The organism is Pseudomonas sp. (assembly GCF_030683065.1).
Taxonomy (GTDB): domain Bacteria; phylum Pseudomonadota; class Gammaproteobacteria; order Pseudomonadales; family Pseudomonadaceae; genus Aquipseudomonas.
In genome coordinates, this window is record NZ_JAUXMX010000043.1 from 63,449 (window position 1) to 85,003 (window position 21,555).

At 61.5% G+C, this 21,555-nt stretch carries 16 protein-coding genes and 3 pseudogenes; 8 read left to right on the forward strand and 11 right to left on the reverse strand.

The window, feature by feature from the left end; translation table 11 throughout:
* Positions 1-4 precede the first annotated feature (4 nt).
* Complete coding sequence (locus Q8K09_RS14285) at positions 5-865, forward strand: MurR/RpiR family transcriptional regulator (protein WP_305255660.1); 861 nt, start codon at positions 5-7, stop codon at positions 863-865.
* Between the two features lie 219 nt (positions 866-1,084).
* Here Q8K09_RS14285 and Q8K09_RS14290 read toward each other — a convergent pair whose 3' ends face one another.
* The 10 genes from Q8K09_RS14290 to edd all read right to left on the reverse strand — a co-directional run bounded on the left by Q8K09_RS14290 (position 1,085) and on the right by edd (position 13,358).
* Positions 1,085-1,990, reverse strand: a complete 906-nt coding sequence (locus Q8K09_RS14290; protein WP_305255638.1) for a D-hexose-6-phosphate mutarotase — start codon at positions 1,988-1,990, stop codon at positions 1,085-1,087.
* 21 nt (positions 1,991-2,011) lie between these two features.
* Positions 2,012-3,256, reverse strand: a complete 1,245-nt coding sequence (locus Q8K09_RS14295; protein WP_305255639.1) for a carbohydrate porin — start codon at positions 3,254-3,256, stop codon at positions 2,012-2,014.
* Between the two features lie 225 nt (positions 3,257-3,481).
* Complete coding sequence (locus Q8K09_RS14300) at positions 3,482-4,642, reverse strand: ABC transporter ATP-binding protein (protein ID WP_305255640.1); 1,161 nt, start codon at positions 4,640-4,642, stop codon at positions 3,482-3,484.
* Between the two features lie 135 nt (positions 4,643-4,777).
* On the reverse strand, positions 4,778-5,647 hold the full coding sequence (locus Q8K09_RS14305) for a carbohydrate ABC transporter permease (RefSeq protein WP_305255641.1): 870 nt from the start codon (positions 5,645-5,647) through the stop codon (positions 4,778-4,780).
* On the reverse strand, positions 5,640-6,548 hold the full coding sequence (locus Q8K09_RS14310; protein WP_305255642.1) for a carbohydrate ABC transporter permease: 909 nt from the start codon (positions 6,546-6,548) through the stop codon (positions 5,640-5,642). Before Q8K09_RS14310 ends, Q8K09_RS14305 begins: the two co-directional genes overlap by 8 nt.
* A 232-nt stretch (positions 6,549-6,780) precedes the next feature.
* Complete coding sequence (locus Q8K09_RS14315; protein ID WP_305255643.1) at positions 6,781-8,034, reverse strand: ABC transporter substrate-binding protein; 1,254 nt, start codon at positions 8,032-8,034, stop codon at positions 6,781-6,783.
* 239 nt (positions 8,035-8,273) lie between these two features.
* Positions 8,274-9,719, reverse strand: coding sequence for an ATP-binding protein (locus Q8K09_RS14320; RefSeq protein WP_305255644.1), 1,446 nt, complete (start codon positions 9,717-9,719; stop codon positions 8,274-8,276).
* Positions 9,712-10,440 carry a response regulator gene (locus tag Q8K09_RS14325; protein WP_305255645.1) on the reverse strand — a complete coding sequence of 243 codons (729 nt, stop codon included), beginning with the start codon at positions 10,438-10,440 and terminating at the stop codon, positions 9,712-9,714. Before Q8K09_RS14325 ends, Q8K09_RS14320 begins: the two co-directional genes overlap by 8 nt.
* Before the next feature lie 126 nt (positions 10,441-10,566).
* On the reverse strand, positions 10,567-11,535 hold the full coding sequence (locus Q8K09_RS14330) for a glucokinase (protein ID WP_305255646.1): 969 nt from the start codon (positions 11,533-11,535) through the stop codon (positions 10,567-10,569).
* A complete protein-coding gene (edd, locus tag Q8K09_RS14335) occupies positions 11,532-13,358 on the reverse strand; it encodes a phosphogluconate dehydratase (RefSeq protein ID WP_305255647.1) in 1,827 nt (608 codons plus the stop codon). The genes Q8K09_RS14330 and edd overlap by 4 nt, the downstream gene beginning before the upstream one ends.
* 134 nt (positions 13,359-13,492) lie before the next feature.
* Here edd and gap point away from each other — a divergent pair, with 134 nt between their 5' ends.
* The 4 genes and pseudogenes from gap to Q8K09_RS21335 form a co-directional block, all read left to right on the forward strand.
* The gene (gene gap, locus Q8K09_RS14340; RefSeq protein WP_305255648.1) at positions 13,493-14,494 is read left to right on the forward strand and encodes a type I glyceraldehyde-3-phosphate dehydrogenase; all 1,002 of its coding nucleotides are present in this window, start codon (positions 13,493-13,495) and stop codon (positions 14,492-14,494) included.
* Positions 14,495-14,732: 238 nt separating this feature from the next.
* Positions 14,733-15,197 carry a methylglyoxal synthase gene (locus tag Q8K09_RS14345; RefSeq protein ID WP_304882491.1) on the forward strand — a complete coding sequence of 155 codons (465 nt, stop codon included), beginning with the start codon at positions 14,733-14,735 and terminating at the stop codon, positions 15,195-15,197.
* A gap of 605 nt (positions 15,198-15,802) precedes the next feature.
* Positions 15,803-16,315, forward strand: a pseudogene (locus Q8K09_RS21330) (MCP four helix bundle domain-containing protein); the annotation flags it as partial.
* 609 nt (positions 16,316-16,924) lie between these two features.
* Positions 16,925-17,440, forward strand: a pseudogene (locus tag Q8K09_RS21335) (methyl-accepting chemotaxis protein); the annotation flags it as partial.
* Positions 17,441-17,481: 41 nt separating this feature from the next.
* Here the strand turns inward: Q8K09_RS21335 and arfB are convergent.
* Positions 17,482-17,895 (reverse strand): alternative ribosome rescue aminoacyl-tRNA hydrolase ArfB, encoded by a 414-nt coding sequence (gene arfB / locus Q8K09_RS14355; RefSeq protein ID WP_305255650.1) that lies wholly within the window; start codon positions 17,893-17,895, stop codon positions 17,482-17,484.
* A gap of 381 nt (positions 17,896-18,276) precedes the next feature.
* Here arfB and Q8K09_RS14360 point away from each other — a divergent pair, with 381 nt between their 5' ends.
* The 3 genes and pseudogenes from Q8K09_RS14360 to Q8K09_RS14370 all read left to right on the forward strand — a co-directional run.
* Entirely contained in the window at positions 18,277-18,795 is a 519-nt protein-coding gene (locus tag Q8K09_RS14360) for a hypothetical protein (protein ID WP_305255651.1), read from the forward strand.
* A gap of 6 nt (positions 18,796-18,801) precedes the next feature.
* Positions 18,802-20,718, forward strand: a complete 1,917-nt coding sequence (locus tag Q8K09_RS14365) for a bifunctional diguanylate cyclase/phosphodiesterase (RefSeq protein WP_305255652.1) — start codon at positions 18,802-18,804, stop codon at positions 20,716-20,718.
* 116 nt (positions 20,719-20,834) lie between these two features.
* Positions 20,835-21,555, forward strand: a pseudogene (locus Q8K09_RS14370) (metal-dependent hydrolase); the annotation flags it as partial.

The following is a 21,555-nucleotide window of genomic DNA, read 5'->3' on the forward strand; positions in this document are numbered from 1 at the left end:
TCGCGTGCGAAACCTCCTGGAACAGATCCAGGGCCGACTCGACAGCCTGAACAAGGCTGAACGTAAAGTCGCCGAAGTGATTCTGCGCAACCCGCAGCAAGCCACCCGCCTGAGTATCGCCGCCCTGGCGCAAGCCGCACTGGTCAGTGAACCGACGGTAAACCGCTTCTGCCGCTCATTCGGCGTCAGCGGCTACCCCGAACTGAAAATGCAGCTGGCGCAAAGCCTGGCCAGCGGCGCCGCCTATGTCAGCCGCGCGGTGGAAGCCGACGACGCCCCTGAAGCCTATACCCGCAAGATCTTCGGCAGCGCCATTGCCTCGCTGGACAGCGCCTGCCAGTCCCTTGACCCACAGCTGGTCAGCCGCGCAGTCGACCTGCTGATCCAGGCACGGCAGATCCACTTCTTCGGCCTCGGCGCCTCGGCCCCGGTGGCACTGGACGCCCAGCACAAGTTCTTCCGCTTCAACCTGGCCGTATCGGCCCACGCCGACGTGCTGATGCAGCGCATGCTCGCCTCGGTGGCGCACACCGGCGACCTGTTCGTGATCATCTCCTACACCGGGCGCACCCGCGAGCTGGTGGAAGTGGCACGCCTGGCCCGGGAAAATGGCGCCTCGGTACTCGGCCTGACTGCCGCCGGCTCACCCCTGGCCCAGGCCAGCACCTTGAGCCTGAACATCCCGCTGCCGGAAGACACCGACATCTACATGCCGATGACCTCGCGGATCATCCAGCTCACCGTGCTCGACGTGCTCGCCACCGGCATGACCCTGCGCCGTGGCGTGGACTTCCAGCCGCACCTGCGCAAGATCAAGGAAAGCCTCAACGCCAGCCGCTATCCGCTGGACGAGGAGCCGAGCTGATTCACGCAAGGGCCGCAGCGTTGCCCGAGAAACCCGTCCCGTAGCCCGAACAAGCCCTGGCGCAATCCGGGACCACTTTCAAGGACGACTCCAGGATTACACCCGAGCTACGAGAGCGGTGCAGGGTGGATCGGGGCGCGTAGCTGACGCCTTTTTCATCCACCCATAGCGATGCCGCAGACCTTGCAGATGAACATAGGACCTACGGGTTGTGCGCGCTTAACCCAGGCGCGCCTTCAGCTCCAGTAAGGCCTCCTCCCCCGGCTTGAGGGTCAGGCTGTCGGCGCGGCAACTGGCGGCCTGAATGCAGACAAAACCCAGCGCCTCGCGCCAACTCACATCGGTCAGCGGCCGGCTACCCGGATGCCAGACCACGCTGTTGGCGCCGCCACGGGTATCGACCAGCAGGCGCCGCTGCCAGGCCAGGTCCTGTATCTGAACCCGCGCGCCATGGTCGAATATTTGGTGACAACCATCCTCCATGCGCAACTCGCCGCGTTGCTGACAGTTGCCGCGCTTCAGCAGGTCGTAGCCCTGGGCGCCATCAAGGCCAAGTAACGCCACCCGCGCAACATCGCTGATGCGCCAATAAGCATGCAAGGCATGGCTGAGCTGGCAGGGTTCGCTGTCCTGATGCGAGGTACACAGGCGCAGATGCATCTGCTCACCCAGATCAGCCTCCAGGGTCACCGTCCAATCGCACAGCTGCAACTGCCAGCTCAGCCGCACGCCCCGCTCGTCCGCCTCGCTACCGAGCAATTGCCAGTCACTCAGCCGTGCCCAGCCGTGGGACGGCCAACCGCTTTCGCTGGGGTGACGACCGAACCAGGGCCAGCACACCGGCACCCCGCCGCGAATCGCACCGCCGCGCGGCCAACGGCTGGCGCACCACAACCAGGGCCGCTGGCCGCGTGGTTGGAAGTGCAGCAATTGGCCGCCCTGGCGACTGAATATGGCCTGGAAACGCGCATGCTCGACCAGCAGCAATTCACGCTCCTGGTGAGTCACCCAGCGCAAGGCTGGCCCGGCGCACGACACAAACAACCCGGCCAGGGGATGCTCTGCAGCAGCCCCCGGCCGGGTTGTCGACGCGCTAGTCGAACGCCGCGGCTTAGCCGGCAGCATCGACCCGCTCACAACAGGCGATCACCACCAGTATTCGACCTGGACACCGAAGTTGGAGCCATGCCGGGCGCTGTCAAAGGCACCGCTATCGGACAGTGCCGAGCCTGCCGCCAGCAAACTGGCCGCACGTTGCGCCGCCTCGTTCCAGCTGGCATAGGTGTAATACAGGCGAATTTCCGGACGCGCCCAGAAGTCCTGACCCGCCGGCGACCAGGTCGGCGCCACGGTGAACTTGCTCAGTTTGCGCGTGCCATCCACCGCGTCGACCTGATCATGGCCCAGCTCGCCGACCAGCTTGAACTGCTCGGTGAAGGCATAACTGGTACGCCCACCCACCGACAGCCAGTCCTGATCGCTGCCATCTGGACGCACATCCTTCTGGAAGACGAACTGTGCCTGGCCGCCCCAGCGTGGCGTGGCCTGCCAGTTGTAGATTTCCACCAGGCGATAGCTCTTGTTGTCGCTATCGAGGGTCACATCGCCGGTATAACCCAGCCCGGTGCCCGGACCCTGACCGTACTGCAGGGCCAGGGTATTGCTGCCGCCGAGAAAATCGGCCTGCTTGTGCTGTGCGGTTAGCGCCCAGCCGCTGTTGGCGTCGGTGCTATCAGGCTTGTCGATAAAGCTCAGGCCGAATTCCAGCTCACCGCCCGGGTTGGGCTTGAAGCCGGCGACGTTGAAGTCATGGCGATTGATATAGGGGTCTTGAAAGTAGCTGTCCTTGCGCGAGAAGGCGTAGCTGTATTTCAGCCCGCCCAGCGCGAAGTCCTCGATACCGGCACCAGTGGCGCTCTGGTTCCAGTAGAAAAAGTCGCTGATATGGATGTCGTTACGCTTGTAGAAGCGCCGCCCCGCCCACAGCGAGCCGCCATTGAGCGCTGGTACCTTGCTCCATTCGGCGTACATCTGGTTCATCCGCGCAAAACCATAGTCGCCGCTGAACTCGGGGGCGTGGCCGTATTGGTTATACAGCTGGGCCATGCCCTCGACGCTGAGTACCGAGCCGTCGTCCAGGCTCAGCAAGTCCTGGCGCAGATCCAGCTCCATGTACTGCTCGCACTCGTTACCCAGGCGGTATTTCGACTGGGCGCCGGGCAACTGGAAGCACGACTGGGTGCCGCCACTGTCCGCGCTGCCAGCACCGCTGCGTACATAGCCGCTGAATTCCAGCGCCTGTATCTGAGGTGCGGCCAGAGCCAGTACCGCCAAGTAGGGTGCGCCGCGCGCACCGAGCGAATGGATGACAGCTTGCAAAGTAGTCTTCATCGTTGCTCCTGATTGTTTTTATTGTGCGGATGCTTCGGAGTACCGCCGAAGCGACGGGTTATTGCCCTGTTTGCGGTGCGCATGGCGCACCCTACGTACTGCAGAATCCCAAGGGCGCGGGTGCGCCCCCGGAGGTATTCAGCGGCGTAGCCCGGATGCAATCCGGGGAAAGATTGCGCGACCGACAACGCGTCCCGGATTGCATCCGGGCTACGAATCGCAAATTTATCTACCTTTGAACTGGGTGACTTTCGCGGCGGTTTCCGGAACGGCTGCCGTGGCTCCCGGCAGCAGGCGCTCGCCGCTTTTGGCGTCGAACAGCAGCACCTTGCTCGGATCGAACTGCAGCTCCAGGGTCTGTCCCACCCGCGGCGCATCGTCCGGGGCCAGGCGGCAGCAGACCTTGGTCTGGTTGAGTTCGACGAACACCAGGGTGTCCGGCCCGGTGGGCTCGACAACCTCGACCTCGGCGCGGATCGACGACTGATTGCGGCTCTCGGCGGTGGCCAGGAGGATCTGCTCGGGGCGAATGCCGAGGATCACCTCGCGACTCTCGAAGCCCTCCTCCATCGCCCCCAGCGGCAGTTCGCAACGTGCCTGACCGCTGTCGAGCAGGGCCAGCAACTGACCATCGCGACGCTGCAGACGCAGGGGAATGAAGTTCATCGGCGGCGAACCGATAAAGCTCGCCACGAACAGATTGGCCGGGTCGTTGTAGATCTGCTTGGGGGTGCCGAACTGCTGGATGATGCCGTCCTTCATCACCGCCACCTTGTCGCCCAGGGTCATGGCCTCGATCTGGTCGTGGGTGACGTAGACCGTGGTGGTCTTCAGGCGCTGGTGCATCAGCTTGATTTCGGTGCGCATCTCGACGCGCAGCTTGGCGTCGAGGTTGGACAGCGGCTCGTCGAACAGGTAAATCTTCGGCCGCCGCGCCAGCGCCCGCCCCATGGCCACACGCTGCTGCTGGCCGCCGGACAGTTGGCCGGGTTTGCGCCCGAGCAGGTGTTCGATCTGCAGCAACTTGGCGACCCGCGCCACTTCCACCTCGATGTCGGCCGGGGCCATCTTGCGCATCTTCAGGCCGAAAGCGATGTTGCCGTGCACAGTCATGGTCGGGTACAGCGCATAGGACTGAAAGACCATGGCGATATCGCGATCCTTGGGGCTCTTGCCGCTGATGTCCTGACCGTCGACCAGGATCGCGCCGCCACTGATGTCTTCCAGGCCGGCGATGCAGTTCATAAGGGTCGACTTGCCACAACCGGACGGACCGACCAGGATCAGAAACTCGCCGGACTCGATCGATATCTCGATGTTCTTCAGGGTGTCCACCAGGCCGCTGCCGTAGGACTTGTTGACGTTACGCAGTTCGAGGGTTGCCATATCATCTCTCCATATCGTTGAAGCGTCGCGAGCGAAGGTCAGGCAAGGCGGAATCAGGCGAGGAGGCGGAGTTTAGGCCGCTAAATGAGCATTCCGAGCCTGATTCCAACGCAGCATGACCGAGCGCAGCAGCTTTCAACCTTTGACTGCGCCGGCTGTGAGCCCACGCAGGAAGTACTTACCGGCCAGCACATAGACCACCAGCGTGGGCAGGCCGGCGATCATCGCTGCGGCCATGTCGACGTTGTATTCCTTGGCCCCGGTGCTGGTGTTGACCAGGTTGTTCAGGGCCACGGTGATCGGCTGGGTATCGCCGCTGGCGAACACCACACCGAACAGAAAGTCGTTCCAGATCTGGGTGAACTGCCAGATCAGGCAGACCATGATGATCGGGGTCGACATGGGCAGCAGAATGCGTCCGAAGATGGTGAAGAAACCCGCGCCATCCAGGCGTGCCGCCTGCACCAGAGCCTGCGGAATGCTCACGTAGTAGTTGCGGAAGAACAGCGTGGTGAATGCCATGCCGTAGACCACATGGATCAGCACCAGACCGCTGGTGGTGTTGGCCAGGCCGAGCTGGCCGATGGTGAAGGACGCCGGCAGCAGCACCACCTGGAACGGTAGGAAACAGCCGAACAGCAGCAGGCCGAAGAACAGCTGCGAACCACGAAAGCGCCACATGGCCAGCACGTAACCGTTCAGCGCGCCGATCACGGTGGAGATCAGCACCGCCGGAATGGTGATCTTCACCGAATTCCAGAAGTAACCGCCGACGCCGTCCCAGGCCTTCAGCCAACCGATGGCGGTGAACACCTCGGGCCAGGACAGCAGGTTGCCGGTGCGGATGTCTTCCGGGCTTTTGAAGCTGGTCAGCAGCATGATCAGCAGCGGGATCAGGTAGACCGCGCAGGCGGCCAACAGGGTGGCGTAGATCGCCACGCGACTCAGGCTGATAGCCCTTATCCGGCGCTGCGTGACGTTCGCGTTAATGGCATGACTAGTCATGGCGTTTGCCTCGCAGTTCGGAGTACAGGTAAGGCACCAGGATCGCCAGCACCGCGCCGAGCATGAGGATCGCACTGGCGGCGCCGAGGCCCATCTGGCCGCGGGTAAAGGTGTGGGCGTACATGAACATCGCCGGGAGATCGGAGGCGTAACCAGGGCCGCCGGCGGTCATCGAGGCGACCAGATCGAAGCTCTTGATCGCGATGTGCGAGAGGATCATCAGGGCACTGAAGAACACCGGACCCAGGCTCGGCAGGATGATCCGTAGGTAAATATTCGGCAGGCTGGCGCCGTCGACCTGGGCGGCGCGAATGATCGACTGATCGACCCCGCGCAGGCCGGCCAGGAACAGCGCCATGACGAAGCCCGAGGACTGCCAGACCGCGGCGATCACCAGGCAGTAGACCACCCGATCCGGGTCCACTAGCCAGTCGAAACGAAAACCTTCCCAACCCCAGTCACGGAGCATCTTGTCGATGCCCAGGCCGGGGTTGAGCAGCCACTTCCAGGCGGTGCCGGTGACGATCATCGACAGCGCCATGGGATAGAGAAAAATAGTGCGAATAAAGCCTTCGCGGCGAATCCGCTGGTCCAGCAGCACCGCCAACAGCACGCCGATCACCAGGCTGATGCCGATGAACAGGCCGCCAAAGAGCAACAGATTCTGGCTCGCCACCCACCAGCGGTCGTTGTCCCACAGGCGTGCGTACTGCTGCAGGCCAACCCAGGAATAGCTGGGCATAAAGCGCGAACTGGTGAACGAAAGCACAAAGGTCCAGAGGATGTAGCCATAGAAACCGACCAGCACGATCAGCATCGTCGGCGCCAACACCAGCTTGGGCAGCCAGCGTTGCAGCGCATCCAGCGGTGAGGCCTTGGGGAAAACTGCGGTTGAACTCATGGATAACTCCGTTGCGTATTGCGCCACTTGTAGGAGCCAGGGGGACGCCTAGTTATTGCTGGCGATCAGCGCGACTGCGATTGATGGATCGCCAGCAATAACTAGGCGTCCCCCTGGCTCCTACAGAAATCCGGCACGGCCGATCCCGTGGCGCAGGCCGGAGGGCATGCGCCAGGGATAAGCAGGTCAAACGTAGTGAGTTACCGCCGGCGCACCGGCGGCCCTGGCTGACTTACTGCACAGCCTGGATAGCCGCGGCCAGCTGCTGGGCAGCCTTCTGCGGATCGGCCTTGGTGTCGTTGAAGAAGTTGGTCACCACATCGAACACCGCGCCCTGCACATAGCTTGAGGCGGCCATGCCGTGGGCCAGACTCGGCTGCAGACCACCATTGGCGGCGGCTGCCTTGAAGTCGATCATGGACTTCTGCGCGCAGGCATCGAAGCTGCTCATGTCCTGATCCATACGCACCGGGATCGAGCCTTTGTTCTGGTTGAAGAACTGCTGGAACTCCGGCTCCATCACGGTACGCGCCAGGTCTTCCTGGGCCTTGCGGTTGTCCGCATTGCTCAGCTTGAACATGGCCAGCGAATCGATGTTGTAGGCAAAGCTGCCCTGGGTACCGGGGAACGGCAGGCACTCATAGTCACTGCCGGCGACCTTGCCGGCGGCGGTCCATTCGCTCTTGGCCCAGTCGCCCATGATCTGCATGCCGGCCTTGCCATTGATGACCATGGCGGTGGCACTGTTCCAGTCACGTCCGGCGGCATTGGCGTCGACATAGCCGCGCAGTTTCTGCAAGGCGGCGAATACCTCGACCATCTTGGCACTGGTCAGCACAGACTCGTCCAGATCGACAAAAGCCTTATGGAAGTCATCCGGACCCAATACAGCCAGGGCCAGGTCTTCGAACACGGTGGTGTCCTGCCAAGGCTGGCCGCCGTGGGCCAGGGGCATGAAGCCGGCAGTTTTGAGTTTTTCCGCGGCAGCGAAGAATTCATCGAGCGTGGTTGGCGGCGTGGCGCCAGCCTTGGCGAACACTTCAGGGTTGATCCACAGCCAGTTGACCCGGTGCACGTTGACGGGCACCGCCACGTAGTCGCCGCCGAACTGCATCACTTCGATTACCTGGGGCGGCAACAGCTCATTCCAGCCGTTCTGCTCGGCCACCTGATTGAGGTCGGCAAGCAGGCCCAGTTCGCCCCACTCCTGGATGTCCGGGCCTTTGATCTGCGCCGCGGCAGGCGGATTACCGGAGACTGCGCGGGTTTTCAGCACGGTCATGGCCGCTTCACCACCACCACCGGCGACGGCGAAGTCCTTCCAGGTGTGGCCCTGGTCTTCGACCAGCTTTTGCAGGGTATCGGCGGCGCGTTTTTCGCCACCGGAGGTCCACCAGTGCAGCACTTCGACTTCACCGGCAAGGGCGGTCAGCGGCATCAGTGCAGCAAGGGAAACAGCGATGGACAGGCGAGAAATCGCATTCATATGAGCAGGTTCCTTTCTTGTTGTTATTAACCGGCAAGTCTGGTGCTTGCGCTGTGGTTGAGTCTAAACAGGGTCGGCGCCGCTGCGGGTAACGAAGGGATGCGCAAAGGTCACCGACTGGTTACAAAGCAGGAGCACCGTAGGGTGGGTCGGGGCGCGTAGATGACGCTTTCCACCAATAGCGATGGTGGATGGGTAAAACGTCATCCACCCTACACAACCCCGGATATAGGCCGTCATCAACGCGGCAGGCTGAGCGTCACCCGCAACCCGCCCTCGCGCAGGTTACGCAGGCTCACCTCACCGCCGTGACTGTGGGCGATATTGCGTGCGATGCCCAGGCCCAGGCCATAGCCCTGCTGCTGTCCAGCCAGGCGGAAATGCGGTTCGAAGACCTGCTCCAGGCGTTGCTCGGGCACACCCGGGCCTTCGTCGTCGACATGCAGGATAAAGGTGTCCGCATCGTCCTCGATATGCAGATGGGCGTTTTGCCCGTACTTCAGCGCGTTGTCCACCAGGTTGCCGATGCAGCGCTTGAGCGCCAGGGGTTTGCCGGGATAAGCCGCGCATGCCTGGCCATCCAGGGTCACCCGACCATTACCGGTCGGCGCCAGGTAGGGCTCGATTACGCAGTTAAGTAACTGATTAAGGTCGACCGGCTCGATATTTTCATGAATGTCGGTGTCCTTGACGCACTGCAAGGCGCCCTTGACCAGCATCTCCAGCTCGTCAAGGTCGCGACTGAACTTGGCTTGCACGGCTTCATCGTCAAGCAACTCAACCCGCAAACGCAGGCGAGTAATGGGCGTGCGCAGGTCATGGGAAATGGCGCTGAACAACTGACTGCGTTCGCGCAGGTAACGACCGATGCGCTCGCGCATGGCGTTGAACGCGCGACTGACCTCGACCACCTCGCTGCCGCCTGCCTCCGCCAGGGGCTCGACCTCGCTGCCCAGCGACATGTCCCGCGCCGCCAACGCCAGGCGCTTGAGCGGCCGGCTTTGCCAGTGCACCAGGATGCCGATGAACAGCAGCAAAAAACTGCTGGTGAGGATGATGAACCACAGTTGCTGGGCCGGCAGCCCCTGCTGTTCCAGACCGACATAGGGTTCGGGCATCAAGGAGGCGAGGTACAGCCATTCGCCCGGGGCGATCTGAATCTGGGTCACCAGCACCGGCGGGTTGAGTGGCTCCAGACTCAGGGCGTAATGCGCCCAGGAGCGCGGTAGCTCGTCCAGTTTCAATGCGCTATTGAAGATGCGCAGATCATCCGGGCTGACGAACTGCACCAGCAGATCCAGATCATTGCCCAGACGCTCGCGCAGGGTCGCATCGACCGCATCGAGTACCGCGCGCTTGCGCGGGGTTTCCGGCAACACCTGCATATCCAGCGGCTTGTCATTGAGCGAGACGAAGAAGCGCGTACCGCCCATATTGCGCAGTTGATCGAGCACCATGGGCCGGTAGCCCAGCGGTAACGAGCGGAAGTAGCCGACGCTGGCGGCCATCGACTGGGCCAGGCTGCGCGAACTGGTGAGCAGGCCCTCCATCTGACTGGCGCGCAACTGCGATACCCAGATTACGCTGGACAAGGCCTGGGCCAGCAACACCACCAGCAAAGTCAGCAGCAGCATACGGCCGAGCAGCGAGCGCGGCAGCGACAACAGCCGGTGCAGGCTAGACATGGTTATGCGGCGTGACCGCTGCCGCCAACTGGTAGCCACTGCCGCGCACGGTGCGGATCAAGCGCGCCGGCTTTTCCGTATCGCGCAGGCGTTGGCGCAAACGACTGACCGCCATGTCGACGATACGCTCCAGCGGCATCACCTCGCGCCCGCGGGTGGCGTTGCCAATGGTGTCGCGGTCGAGGATCTGCTGCGGGTGATCGAGAAACAGCTTGAGCAGGGCGAAGTCGGCACCGGAGAGGATCACCTCCTCGCCATCGATATGGAACAGGCGGTGGCTGACCATATCCAGGCGCCAGTCGTCGAAAGCCAGCACCTCGCTGCCACGCTCCTGGGTGAAATGCGCACGGCGCAGCAGCGCCTTGATCCGCGCCAGCAACTCACGCGGGCTGAAGGGCTTGCCCAGGTAGTCGTCGGCGCCAAGTTCCAAGCCGATGACCCGATCGGTCTCATCCGAGCTGGCGGTGAGCATGATGATCGGCACCTGGGCAAACCGCTGATGCTCGCGCACCCAGCGACACAGGCTGAAACCATCCTCGTCGGGCAACATCACATCGAGAATCACCAAGTCCGCCGATTCGGCGCACAGGGCCTGGCGGAAACCGGCACCGTCGCCGACGGTACGCACCTGGAAACCGGCTCGGCTCAGGTAGGTGTGCAACAGTTCGCGAATTTCCTGGTCATCGTCGACCAGCAGAATCGATTTACCGGGCTGGCTCACAGCGGGCCTTCCTCATTGTTGTAGGGTGCGCCGTGCGCACCAGATCATAGGGCGAACATGCCGCAGGCTTGTCCGCCATTCCGGCGGGCAACGGTGGAAAAGTCCGAGCGATGGGTATCGCTACGCTCACCCCATCCTACGGCAATGCTCTTGCTGCAAAGCCACGCCCGCGCCCATCAACCCCGGGTACTCGGCGGTCACCAACCATACCGGGATGCCGGCAAAGTAATCACTCATACAACCTTTGTCACTGAAGCTTTTGGCAAACCCGCTGGCCAGAAAGAATTCAGCAAAGCGCGGCACCACGCCGCCGACGATATACACCCCGCCGCGCGCGCCCAGACTCAGCACGTTATTACCGGCTGCGCGCCCCAGCCAACAGCAGAACTGCTCCAGCACCGCCATCGCCACTGCATCGCCAGCCAGCGCCGCCGCCGTGACCTCAGCCGGCGAATTCAAACGCAGCGCGTGCCCATCCAGCGCGCACATAGCTTGATAGAGCAGCAACAGACCACTGCCGCTGAGGACATCTTCGGCGCGCACATGACCGAGTTGCTTGTACAGTTGCTGCCACAGCTGGGCCTCGCACGGGCTGCCGATCGGCAAATCGACATGCCCGCCCTCGCCTGGTAAAGCCAGCCAGTTGCCATCGGCCAGCGCCAGCAGCGTGCCGACGCCAAGACCGGTGCCCGGACCAATCACCACACAGGGACGCTCGCTGTCGGGCGTACCGGGACAGACCTGCAAGCGCTCATCGGCGCGCAGCCGGGTCATGCCCAAAGCCATGGCGGAAAAATCGTTGACCAGCAGCAACTCGTGCACCTGCAGCTCACGGCAAAAAGCCGTACGACTGATGCGCCAGTGGTTGTTGGTAAAACGGAACAGGTCGCCGCTGACCGGCCCGGCACACGCCAGGCATACCGAAGCCACCGCACCCAGAGGCAGACCCAGCTCGCCCAGGTAGGCGAGGATCGCCGCCTCTGGCCCCGGAAAATCAGCGGTGGCCAGCACCCGCACCGACTCCAGCTGATCGTCGCGCCACAGCGCAAAACGCGCATTGGTGCCGCCGATATCACCGACCAGAGCCAGCTTCACTTCAGCGATTCCAGGCTGGTGGTGAAAGCACTGGCGCCCTGCTCAGCCGAACTGAAGGAATGGCGCATAAAGGCGAACAGCTCACGGCCGCAGCCAACAGCATTATCCAGGGTGCCGACGGCCGGCTCGCGTGCCGCCAACTCGTCGGCGTCGACCAGCAGCTGCAATTCGCCGGCGTGGCCGTCGAGGCGGATCAGGTCGCCATCGCGCACCAGCGCCAGTGGCCCGCCGCCATATGCCTCGGGGCAAACGTGGATGGCCGCAGGGATCTTGCCCGAAGCCCCGGACATACGCCCGTCGGTGACCAGCGCCACCTTGAAGCCGCGATCCTGCAGCACACCGAGGAACGGGGTCATCTTGTGCAGTTCCGGCATACCGTTGCTGCGCGGACCTTGGAAGCGCATCACCGCGACAAAGTCGCGCTCCAGTTCGCCGGCCTTGAAGGCATCGGCCAACTGCTGCTGATCCTCGAATACCAGCGCCGGCGCCTCGACCACTTGGTGTTCCGGGGCCACGGCAGAGACCTTCATCACCCCGCGGCCCAGATTGCCCTGCATCAGACGCAGGCCGCCCTCGGCAGAGAACGGATTGGCCACTGGGCGCAACACGCTTTCGTCATGGCTCTTGCTCGGGCCATCGCGCCAGACCAGCTGGCCATTCTCGAGAAAGGGTTCGCGGGTGTAACGGCTCAGGCCATGCCCGGCCACGGTGTTGACGTTCTCGTGCAGCAACCCGGCATCGAGTAGCTCGCGAATCAGGAAGGCCATGCCACCAGCGGCCTGGAAATGGTTGATGTCGTCTTTGCCATTGGGATAGACGTGGGCCAGGGTCGGTGTCACGGCCGACAGATCGGCCATGTCCTGCCAGGTCAGCTGGATCCCCGCCGCGCGGGCGATGGCTGGCATGTGCAGGGTGTGATTGGTCGAGCCGCCGGTGGCGCTCAGGGCGACGATGGAATTGACCAGGCAACGCTCATCGACAATCTCGCCGAGCGGCATGAACTGCCCGCTCTGCGTGGTCAGACGGGTGACCTGCTGCGCCGCCTCGCGGGTCAGGGCATCGCGCAGCGGCGTGTTGGGGTTGATGAAAGACGCACCCGGCAAGTGCAAGCCCATCACTTCCATCAGCAATTGATTGGTGTTGGCGGTGCCATAGAAGGTACAGGTGCCGGGGCTATGGTAAGCGGCCATCTCGGCAGCCAGCAGCTCGTCACGCGTCGCCTTGCCCTCGGCGTAGCGCTGGCGCACGTCGGCCTTGTCCTTGTTCGACAGCCCGGACGGCATGGGGCCTGCTGGCACAAACAGGCTCGGCAAGTGACCGAAACGCAGGGCGCCCATCATCAGGCCGGGCACAATCTTGTCGCAAATCCCTAAGTACAGCGCGGCATCGAACATGTTGTGCGACAGCGCCACGGCGGTGGCCATAGCAATCACCTCGCGGCTGGCGATGCCCAGTTCCATGCCCGGCTCGCCCTGGGTCACGCCATCGCACATGGCCGGCACGCCGCCTGCGAACTGGCCGACCGAGCCGATTTCACGCAAGGCCTGCTTGAGCTGCTCCGGGTAGTCCTGGTAGGGCTGGTGGGCCGAGAGCATGTCGTTATAAGCAGAAATAATTGCCACGTTGGCCGCATTCATCATGCGCAGGGTCTGCTTGTCTTCGCTGCCGCAGCCGGCTACGCCGTGGGCAAAATTGGCACATTGCAGCTTGCCACGCTGCGGGCCTTCGCTGGCTGCCGCGCGAATTATCGTCAAATAAGCCTCGCGCGTGGCGCGGCTGCGGGCGATCAGGCGGTCAGTTACCTCAAGGACGCGGGGATGCATGTGATTGACTCCAGGCTGGCGGGTGGCAATATTTTGTACTTAATACAAAAATACTGCCACTGAAAACACTTGATTTCTATACATACGAGCATAATCTTGTAATTCCAACAACAAAACAGGCCGGAGCCTCCCTCATGACTATCCGTATCGCAATCAACGGTTTTGGCCGCATCGGCCGCAATGTGCTTCGTGCGCTCTACAGTCAAGACTACCGCCAACAGCTGCAAGTGGTCGCCATCAATGATCTGGGCGACAGCGCGATGAATGCCCACCTGCTCAAGTACGACAGCGTGCACGGGATCTTCGACGGCAACGTCGACAGTGATGGCGAAAGCCTCACCGTCAACGGTGATCGTATCGCCGTCAGCGCCATTCGCAACCCGGCCGACCTGCCATGGCAGGCACACAAGGTCGACGTAGTCTTCGAATGCACCGGGCTGTTTACCGAGCGCAGCAAGGCCGCCGCGCACATCGCCGCCGGCGCACGCAAAGTGATCATCTCGGCACCGGCCAAGGGCGCCGACGCCACCATCGTCTACGGCGTCAATCACGACATCCTGCGCCAGTCCATGCAGGTAATCTCCAACGCCTCCTGCACCACCAACTGCCTGGCCCCAGTAGCCCAGGTGCTGCAGCGCGAACTGGGCATCGAGCACGGCCTGATGACCACCATCCACGCCTACACCAACGACCAGAATCTCTCCGACGTCTACCACAGCGATCCCTATCGCGCCCGTTCGGCCACTCAGTCGATGATCCCGACCCAAACCGGTGCCGCCGAAGCCGTAGGCCTGGTGCTGCCGGAGCTGGCTGGCAAGCTGACCGGCATGGCCGTACGGGTGCCGGTGATCAACGTCTCGCTGGTCGACCTGACCCTGCAGGTCAAGCGCGACACCAGCGCGGAGGAAATCAACGCCCTGCTCCTGGCCGCCAGCCTCACCTCGCCGGTATTGGGCTACAACAACCTGCCGCTGGTGTCCTGCGACTTCAACCACAACCCGCTGTCGTCGATCTTCGACGCCAACCACACCAAGGTCAGCGGCAAACTGGTAAAAGTCATGGCCTGGTACGACAACGAGTGGGGTTTCTCCAACCGCATGCTGGATACCTGCCTGGCGCTGTGCGAAGCGGCTTGAAGGCGATTGTGAGCGGTACCTCTACCAGTGTAGGAGCCAGCTTGCTGGCGATTCGTTTGATCTACAAAGATCGCCAGCAAGGACTAGGCGTCCCCCTGGCTCCTACCAAGCTCATCAATACTGCAACTGCGTAGCCCGGATGCGATCCGCGACAGCATTTCCGCGGATTGCATCCAGGCTACCAGGCATGCCGAGTCCGACCGATTACCCGCTCAGCTAGCGGGACCAGGAACCCATCATGAGCCGCATCAGCTTTACCACCGCTACCCTGCCCGAGCGCAAGCGTATTGCCCTGGTCGCCCACGACCACTGCAAGGAATTTCTCCTCGACTGGAGCGAGCGCCAGCGCGACAAGCTGGCCAGGCACCACCTGCTGGCCACCGGCACCACCGGCCTGCTGCTCGGCCGGCGCCTCAAGCTGCCGATCGAAAGCATGATCAGCGGCCCGCTCGGCGGCGACCAGCAACTGGGCGCGCGCATTGCCGAGCGGCGAGTAGACATGCTGGTGTTCTTCTGGGACCCCTTCGAGCAACAGCCCCATGACCCGGATATCAAGGCACTGCTGCGCGTGGCCGCGGTATGGAACATCCCGGTGGCCTGCAACGAAAGCAGCGCCGACTATATGCTCAGCAGCGCGCTACTGGATCAGGCCCACGACTACCGCATTCCCGACTACAGCGCCTACCTCGCCGCCCGCAGCTAGCCAACAACGTCGACATGCTGGCTACGCACACGAAGCCAGCAAGGTGCTGCGGTAACAGACCGCGTACGGTACCGCGCGCCACTTCCCCTTTTTATATCCGCCCCGCTGCAGGCACTTACCCCCCCAGCGCCTGAGCCATCGATACCAGCGCCTTGGTTAGCGTTGGCACGACCCCGGCACTGCCGACGACAGCGCAATCCCCCACAGCGGCCGGCACTGATGTCGCACGCCTTGCCAGGCAACGCCCCCTCATTCGATCCAGCCCAGATGCGGCAGCAGCGCCCTGATGATTCGTACAACGTCTGTACAACCATCAACAACGTCTATAAGACCCGACAGCAAAGCCTGTACGCGCCTTCAGATGCTCCTGGAAAACGTGGGAAGTCCGCCACAGGCCAGAAGAAACAGTGCCAAAGCCAAACCGACAGGACAACCAGCGCCGCCATTTCGGCGCCTGGCAAGCCCGTGCGCAGGCAGAACATAAAGCTATACAAAGATAATTCCTTGTATAAGATAAGCACAAGAAACCCGCAGTAAAAACCAACCTGCCTTAATCGCTTCACTGACCGCTAAAAACCCGAAAACCTAACGACAGGGCTCACCCCATGCACGCACCATTGACCATTGCCCAACGCCTCGGCTTGGGGTTTGGCCTGATTCTCTCGCTGATGCTGCTAATCACGCTAATCGGCGTGCAACGAGTGGCTTTCATCGACACCACCCTGACCACAATTACTGAAGAGGCAGCGGTCATCCAGCGCCACGCCATCAACTTTCGCGGCAGCGTGCACGACCGTGCCATCGCCATGCGTGACCTGGTCCTTGTCGATAACGACCAGGCCCTTAATACCCATCTGCGCGATATCGAGCGTCTGAACAGCTTCTACCAGGCTTCGGCCAAACCGCTGGACAGCCTGTTCGCCGAACAACCCCCAACCGCGATCGAGCAGAACCTGCTGAGCAGCATCAAGGATATCGAACGCAGCACCTTGGCCCTCACTGCCACACTGATCGAGCAACGCCAGCAAGGCGATATCGCCGGCGCTCAGACCTTCCTGATGCGCGAAGTCTCACCGGCCTACAGCGAGTGGCTGAAACGGATCAACGCCTTCATCGACCATGAAGAAAACATCATCAGCAAAGATATCGGAGCTGTACGCGAGGCAGCGGGCGGCTTCCAGATGCTCATCCTGGTGGTCACCGCGGCGGCAATCCTGCTCAGCCTGCTGGTCTCAAGCATGATCATCCGCAAGATGAAAGCTACCCTCGGCGCCGAGCCGCATGAAGTAGCGAGCACCATCCAGCGGCTGGCCCGTGGCGAGCTCAATCAGCACATCGAAACACCCTACCCGGACAGTGTGATGGGTGCGATACAGGACATGGTCAAACACCTGTCCGAGACCATCACCCAGGTACGTTCGGCAGCGGGCGAGCTCACCCTGTCGTCCGGCCAGTTGCTGACAACGTCTAGCAACAACAGCCAGCAACTGCGCCTGCAGTCCAGTGAAGCTGAGCAGATGGCCACGGCCATCAACCAGATGGCGGCTACCGTGAACGAAGTAGCCGGTTATGCCTCAAGCGCAGCGTCGGCCACACGCAACGCAGACAGCGAAGTGGCTACCGGCAACCGCGTGGTCGGCGAAACCGCAAGCGCCATCCACAACCTGGCAAAGATCCTCGAAAGCGCCGCTGAAAGCGTGCAACAGGTGTCCCTGGACAGCGAGAACATCGAGAAAATTATCGGAGTAATCACCTCCATTGCCGAACAGACCAACCTGCTGGCCTTGAATGCCGCAATCGAGGCGGCACGTGCCGGCGAACACGGGCGTGGCTTTGCGGTGGTGGCCGATGAGGTGCGCTCACTGGCAACCCGCACCCAGGAGTCAACCCGTGAAATTCGCGGCATGATTGGCAAGCTGCAAGAAGGTGCCGGCAAGGCCGCCGAAGTCATGCGCAGCAGCCGTCAATTGGCCCAGCAAACTGTCGAACAGACCGGCCTGGCAGAAACCGCGCTAAGCAAGATTCGCCATGAAGTCGGCGCGATCAACGACATGAATGCGCAGATCGCTAGCGCCTCGGAAGAACAAAGCGCGGTCGCCGAAGAGGTCAACCAGAACATCAACCGCATTCACAACGCCACCCTGGAAACCTCGGCGGGGTCCGAGCAAGTGGCCACCGCCAGCCGCGAACTGGCGACCCTGGCCAAACACCTGACCGACAAAGTCAGCTTCTTCAAAGTCTGACCGACGCCCATACCAAGCGCCGGAGGCTAGGCCGGCGCGCCTTAGAAATCCACCTTGCCACGCCCCGCCTTGATCGTTGCGCGCTTGGTCTTGCCCTCCAGACGGCGCTTCTTCGAGCCCATGGTTGGCTTGGTCGGGCGCCGGGCTTTTTCGGTCTTGCCGGCATTGCGGATTAACTCGGCCAACCGCTCCAGGGCGTCAGCGCGGTTTTGTTCCTGGGTTCGGTATTGCTGGGCCTTGATAATAACCACACCGCCCGCGGTAATGCGGCTATCGCGCAACGCCAGCAGACGCTCCTTGTAAAACGCTGGCAAAGTTGAGGCCTGGATATCGAAGCGCAGATGCATCGCACTGGAGACCTTGTTGACGTTCTGCCCACCGGCGCCCTGGGCGCGGATGGCGGTCAACTCGATTTCAGCGTCGGGCAGGTGGACGCTGTTGGTAATAAACAGCATGACAAGACGCTTCGGCAAAAAGGGCAGTCAGGATATACCAAGCACGCCTGAAGGTAGCCTCGCGATGAAGTTCGTGCATCACGACTCAATCAGCGCACGGGGAGAAACGCAGGTACATCAGATTCACTGCCTGGCTCATCGACTTGCGGCCACCGTTACAGGCAACCCCTTTAATCGCTGCGTTCTACGCAATAACTGATCAGCAATAGCCCGATAAATCGCGGCGCCACGGGCAAATAAAGGCATAATGCCACTATGCCGACAGTACACCCATGCAATATCTGTAAGTTGCGCAATACTGCTCATTAGAGAAACAATCAACCTGCCAGCCGTGCTGACGAAAATCTGCCTTACACACTAATAAAAAAGTGGTCTAACCCTATGCCATCACTACTTAAACGCCTCATCCCGTTGCTGCTGTCTTTTTGCCTGGTAAGCCCTAGCGTCAATGCTGCTGACGACTGGCAAGCGCCTCCGGCAAACCCAATAATCCTGACCGTGACCGGTGAACTGGGATGCTGCCCTCAGGGCCAGGCCTTGTTCGACTTGCAGCGCCTCGATGCACTGCCCCAGGTCGAGGTGAAAACCCAGACACCCTGGACCGAGCAGATAGACAGCTACCAAGGCGTGCGACTCAGTGTTCTGCTCGACGAGCTCAAGGCCCAGGGCCAGCGCATCGACGCCACTGCACTCAACGACTACAGCATGCTGTTGAACCTGCAGGCCGCGCGCAAGTACCCGGTAATCCTGGCAACCCGCAAGAACGGCAAGGTCATGAGCGTGCGCGACAAAGGTCCTATCTGGGTTATCTACCCACTGAACGACTTCCCTGAACTGCGCAAGGAAGAGCATCACCAGGCGATGGTCTGGCAGCTCAAGTCGTTGAACATCGCCCGGTAAGCGCCAATGCGCCGCATACGCTACCTGTTCCTGCTGCTGATCACCCTGGGCTTTGCTGTTGGTATCGCGACGTCGCTGGTCTACAACCAGCGCAACTCGCAAATGACCTCGGCGCGCATCCAGCTCTCTGCCTGGTCGCTGGCCCAGCTGGAATTCGAATACCTGCGTTTCGTCAACACCCTGCAACTGTTCCAGGCTGGAGGCACCAGCCAGGAAAAGCTGCAATTGCATTACGACCTGCTCTGGAGCCGTCTCGAAACCTTTCTCTCCGGCGAGGAAAATAGTGCCATACGCGAACGCTTCGATGCCGGCGAGATGGTCGCAAAGTTGTTCAGCCAACTGCGCAGCGATGAAGCGCTTATTTTCAGTCCCACCTTGCAAGCTGGCGCGCCGATCGTGCAGGCCCTCGAACGCTACAACCTGTACCTGACGCCCATTCGCCAGGTGATCATCAGCAACTTCACCGGCCCGGAAGCAGCGCGGATTATCGACGAGATACACCACAACCAACGCTTCAGCCACCTGCTTTTGCTCGGCCTGCTGTTCTGTGGCGGCGGGCTGATCCTGATGTTCTACCTGGAGTCGCGGCAGAATCGTTTCCTGGCCCGCAACGACCCCTTGACCTGCCTGCCCAACCGCAACAGTTTTCAAACCCTGCAGAACGACACCGAGGCTGCAAACTGCTGCGCCTTGGCGGTGATCGAGCTGAGTAATTTCCGCTCAGTCAATGAATGCATCAGCCACGAGGCCGGCGATCGCCTGCTGCAGCGCATCGGTGAAACCCTCAACCGACTTAAACCGCAAGGCAGCTTCATTGCTCGGGTGGCTGGTGACGAGTTCATCATGACCTTTCCTCAGGACTTCCCTGAAGAGCTGGTGATCAGCACCCTGAACAGCCTCACCTACACGTTGAGTTTCGACTTTCAGAGCGACAAGCACCTGTTCCAAGTAGGTACTCGCATCGGCCTGAGCTTCAACCCAGACCACAGCTTCAGCCTGCAAAAGCTGTACTACTTCGCCACCCTGGCTGCGCGTGAACTGCGCGCAGGCAAGCACAAAGGCCTGGAAGTATTCAGTGAAGAGATCAGCAACCGTTATCTGCGCAGTCAGAACCTGCTCGACGACCTCAAGCGGGCAATGGCGCAAACAGCATCATCGGGCCTGAGCCTTCACTATCAACCAATTGTCGGCCTGATCAAAACCACTATCGGGGTTGAAGCCTTGTTGCGCTGGAAACACCCGACCCTTGGCTATATCTCGCCGCTGGAAGTAGTCGAGCTGGCAGAGAACAATCAACTGGGGCAGAAACTCGGCGAGTGGATTCTGCAGCGGCTCAGGCAGGATTTGCTCCGTTTGCCGCAAGGCCTGCGCGAAACACTGTACTTTTCGGTGAACCTCTCTCCTGCGCAATTTACCACCAGCCTGCCCGGCCAAATTGAGCAATGGCTTGCCGAGGCACCGATCCGCGCCAATCAGCTAGTCCTGGAAATGACCGAGTCGATATCCGTAGCCAACTTCAACGAGGGCAGCAGCATCCTGCACAAGCTCAATGAGCAAGGCATCGCGGTGGCACTGGATGACTTCGGCACCGGTTACTCGTCATTGTCCTACCTGCGCGAACTGCGCGTGCAACGGATAAAAATCGACAAGTCGTTCATTCAGGGCATTAGCCGCGACCGACAATTGCAGCGCGTAGTGCGCAGCATCGTCGAGCTTTGCCACACGTTCAGGTTCACGGTGACCTGCGAAGGCATCGAGGATGAAAGCGATGCCCAGAAAGTCATCGACCTGGGCTGCGATCACGCCCAAGGCTATTGGTACGGCAAGCCCATGCCCGTACCGGCATTGATTACCTGGCATGCTGACTTTCTCACCCGGCCCACCCTGAAAAAACGCCTGCCGCTGCACCACTCGCAAGGCTAACGCGGGTAACAGCGGGCCAAATCCCCTAGGCAAAATCGTTGCTTGGGATTGCCAAGCAACAGCAGCAATACGTGTGGATGTAAGCTAAGCGTCCAGAAAAAACGGACAACCAACCGATGGACTCGATTACCCAGGCAGTGCTCGGCGCCAGCATCCAGGGCGCCCTGCTCGGCCGTTGGCAGGGCCGCAAGGCGCTGTTATATGGTGCGATGCTCGGCACCCGCCTGATCTCGATGTGATCATCGATTACGGCGACGCCGTGGTATCACCGCGGCTTCAGTCATTCGCTGTTCGCCCTCTTCGGCGTGGCGCTGTTGCTGACCTGGCTGGTGCGCCGCTTTTACCCGCATCCGGGCGCAACGTCTGTTCGCGACCCTGGTCCTTGCACTGCTGACACATCCGTTGTTGGACAGCTTCACCAGTTACGGCACCCAGTTGTTCTGGCCGCTGATGCCGACGCCAACGGCCTGGTCGAGCATCTTCATCATCGACCCGCTGTAAACAGCGCCACTGCTGATCGCCGTGCTGCTGGGGCTGACCTTCGGCCTGCGCGATAAAATAGCCAAGGCGCCGCTGATTGCACTGGCGCTGTCGACTTTTTAACTGGGTTCGACCCTGGCCGGTAAATCCATGGCTGAACAACGTGTCGAGGCGCAACTGGCTGACCAGGGCATCCAGGCCGAAACGCTATTCAGTACCCCGACACCACTCAACAGCCTGCTCTGGCGGGTGATTGTGCTGGATGGCGATGACTACCACGAGGCCCTGGTTGGCTGGTTCGACACGCAACCACCGCAACTCAGCCGCCTGCCGCGCGGTACTGAACTGGCTGAGGTA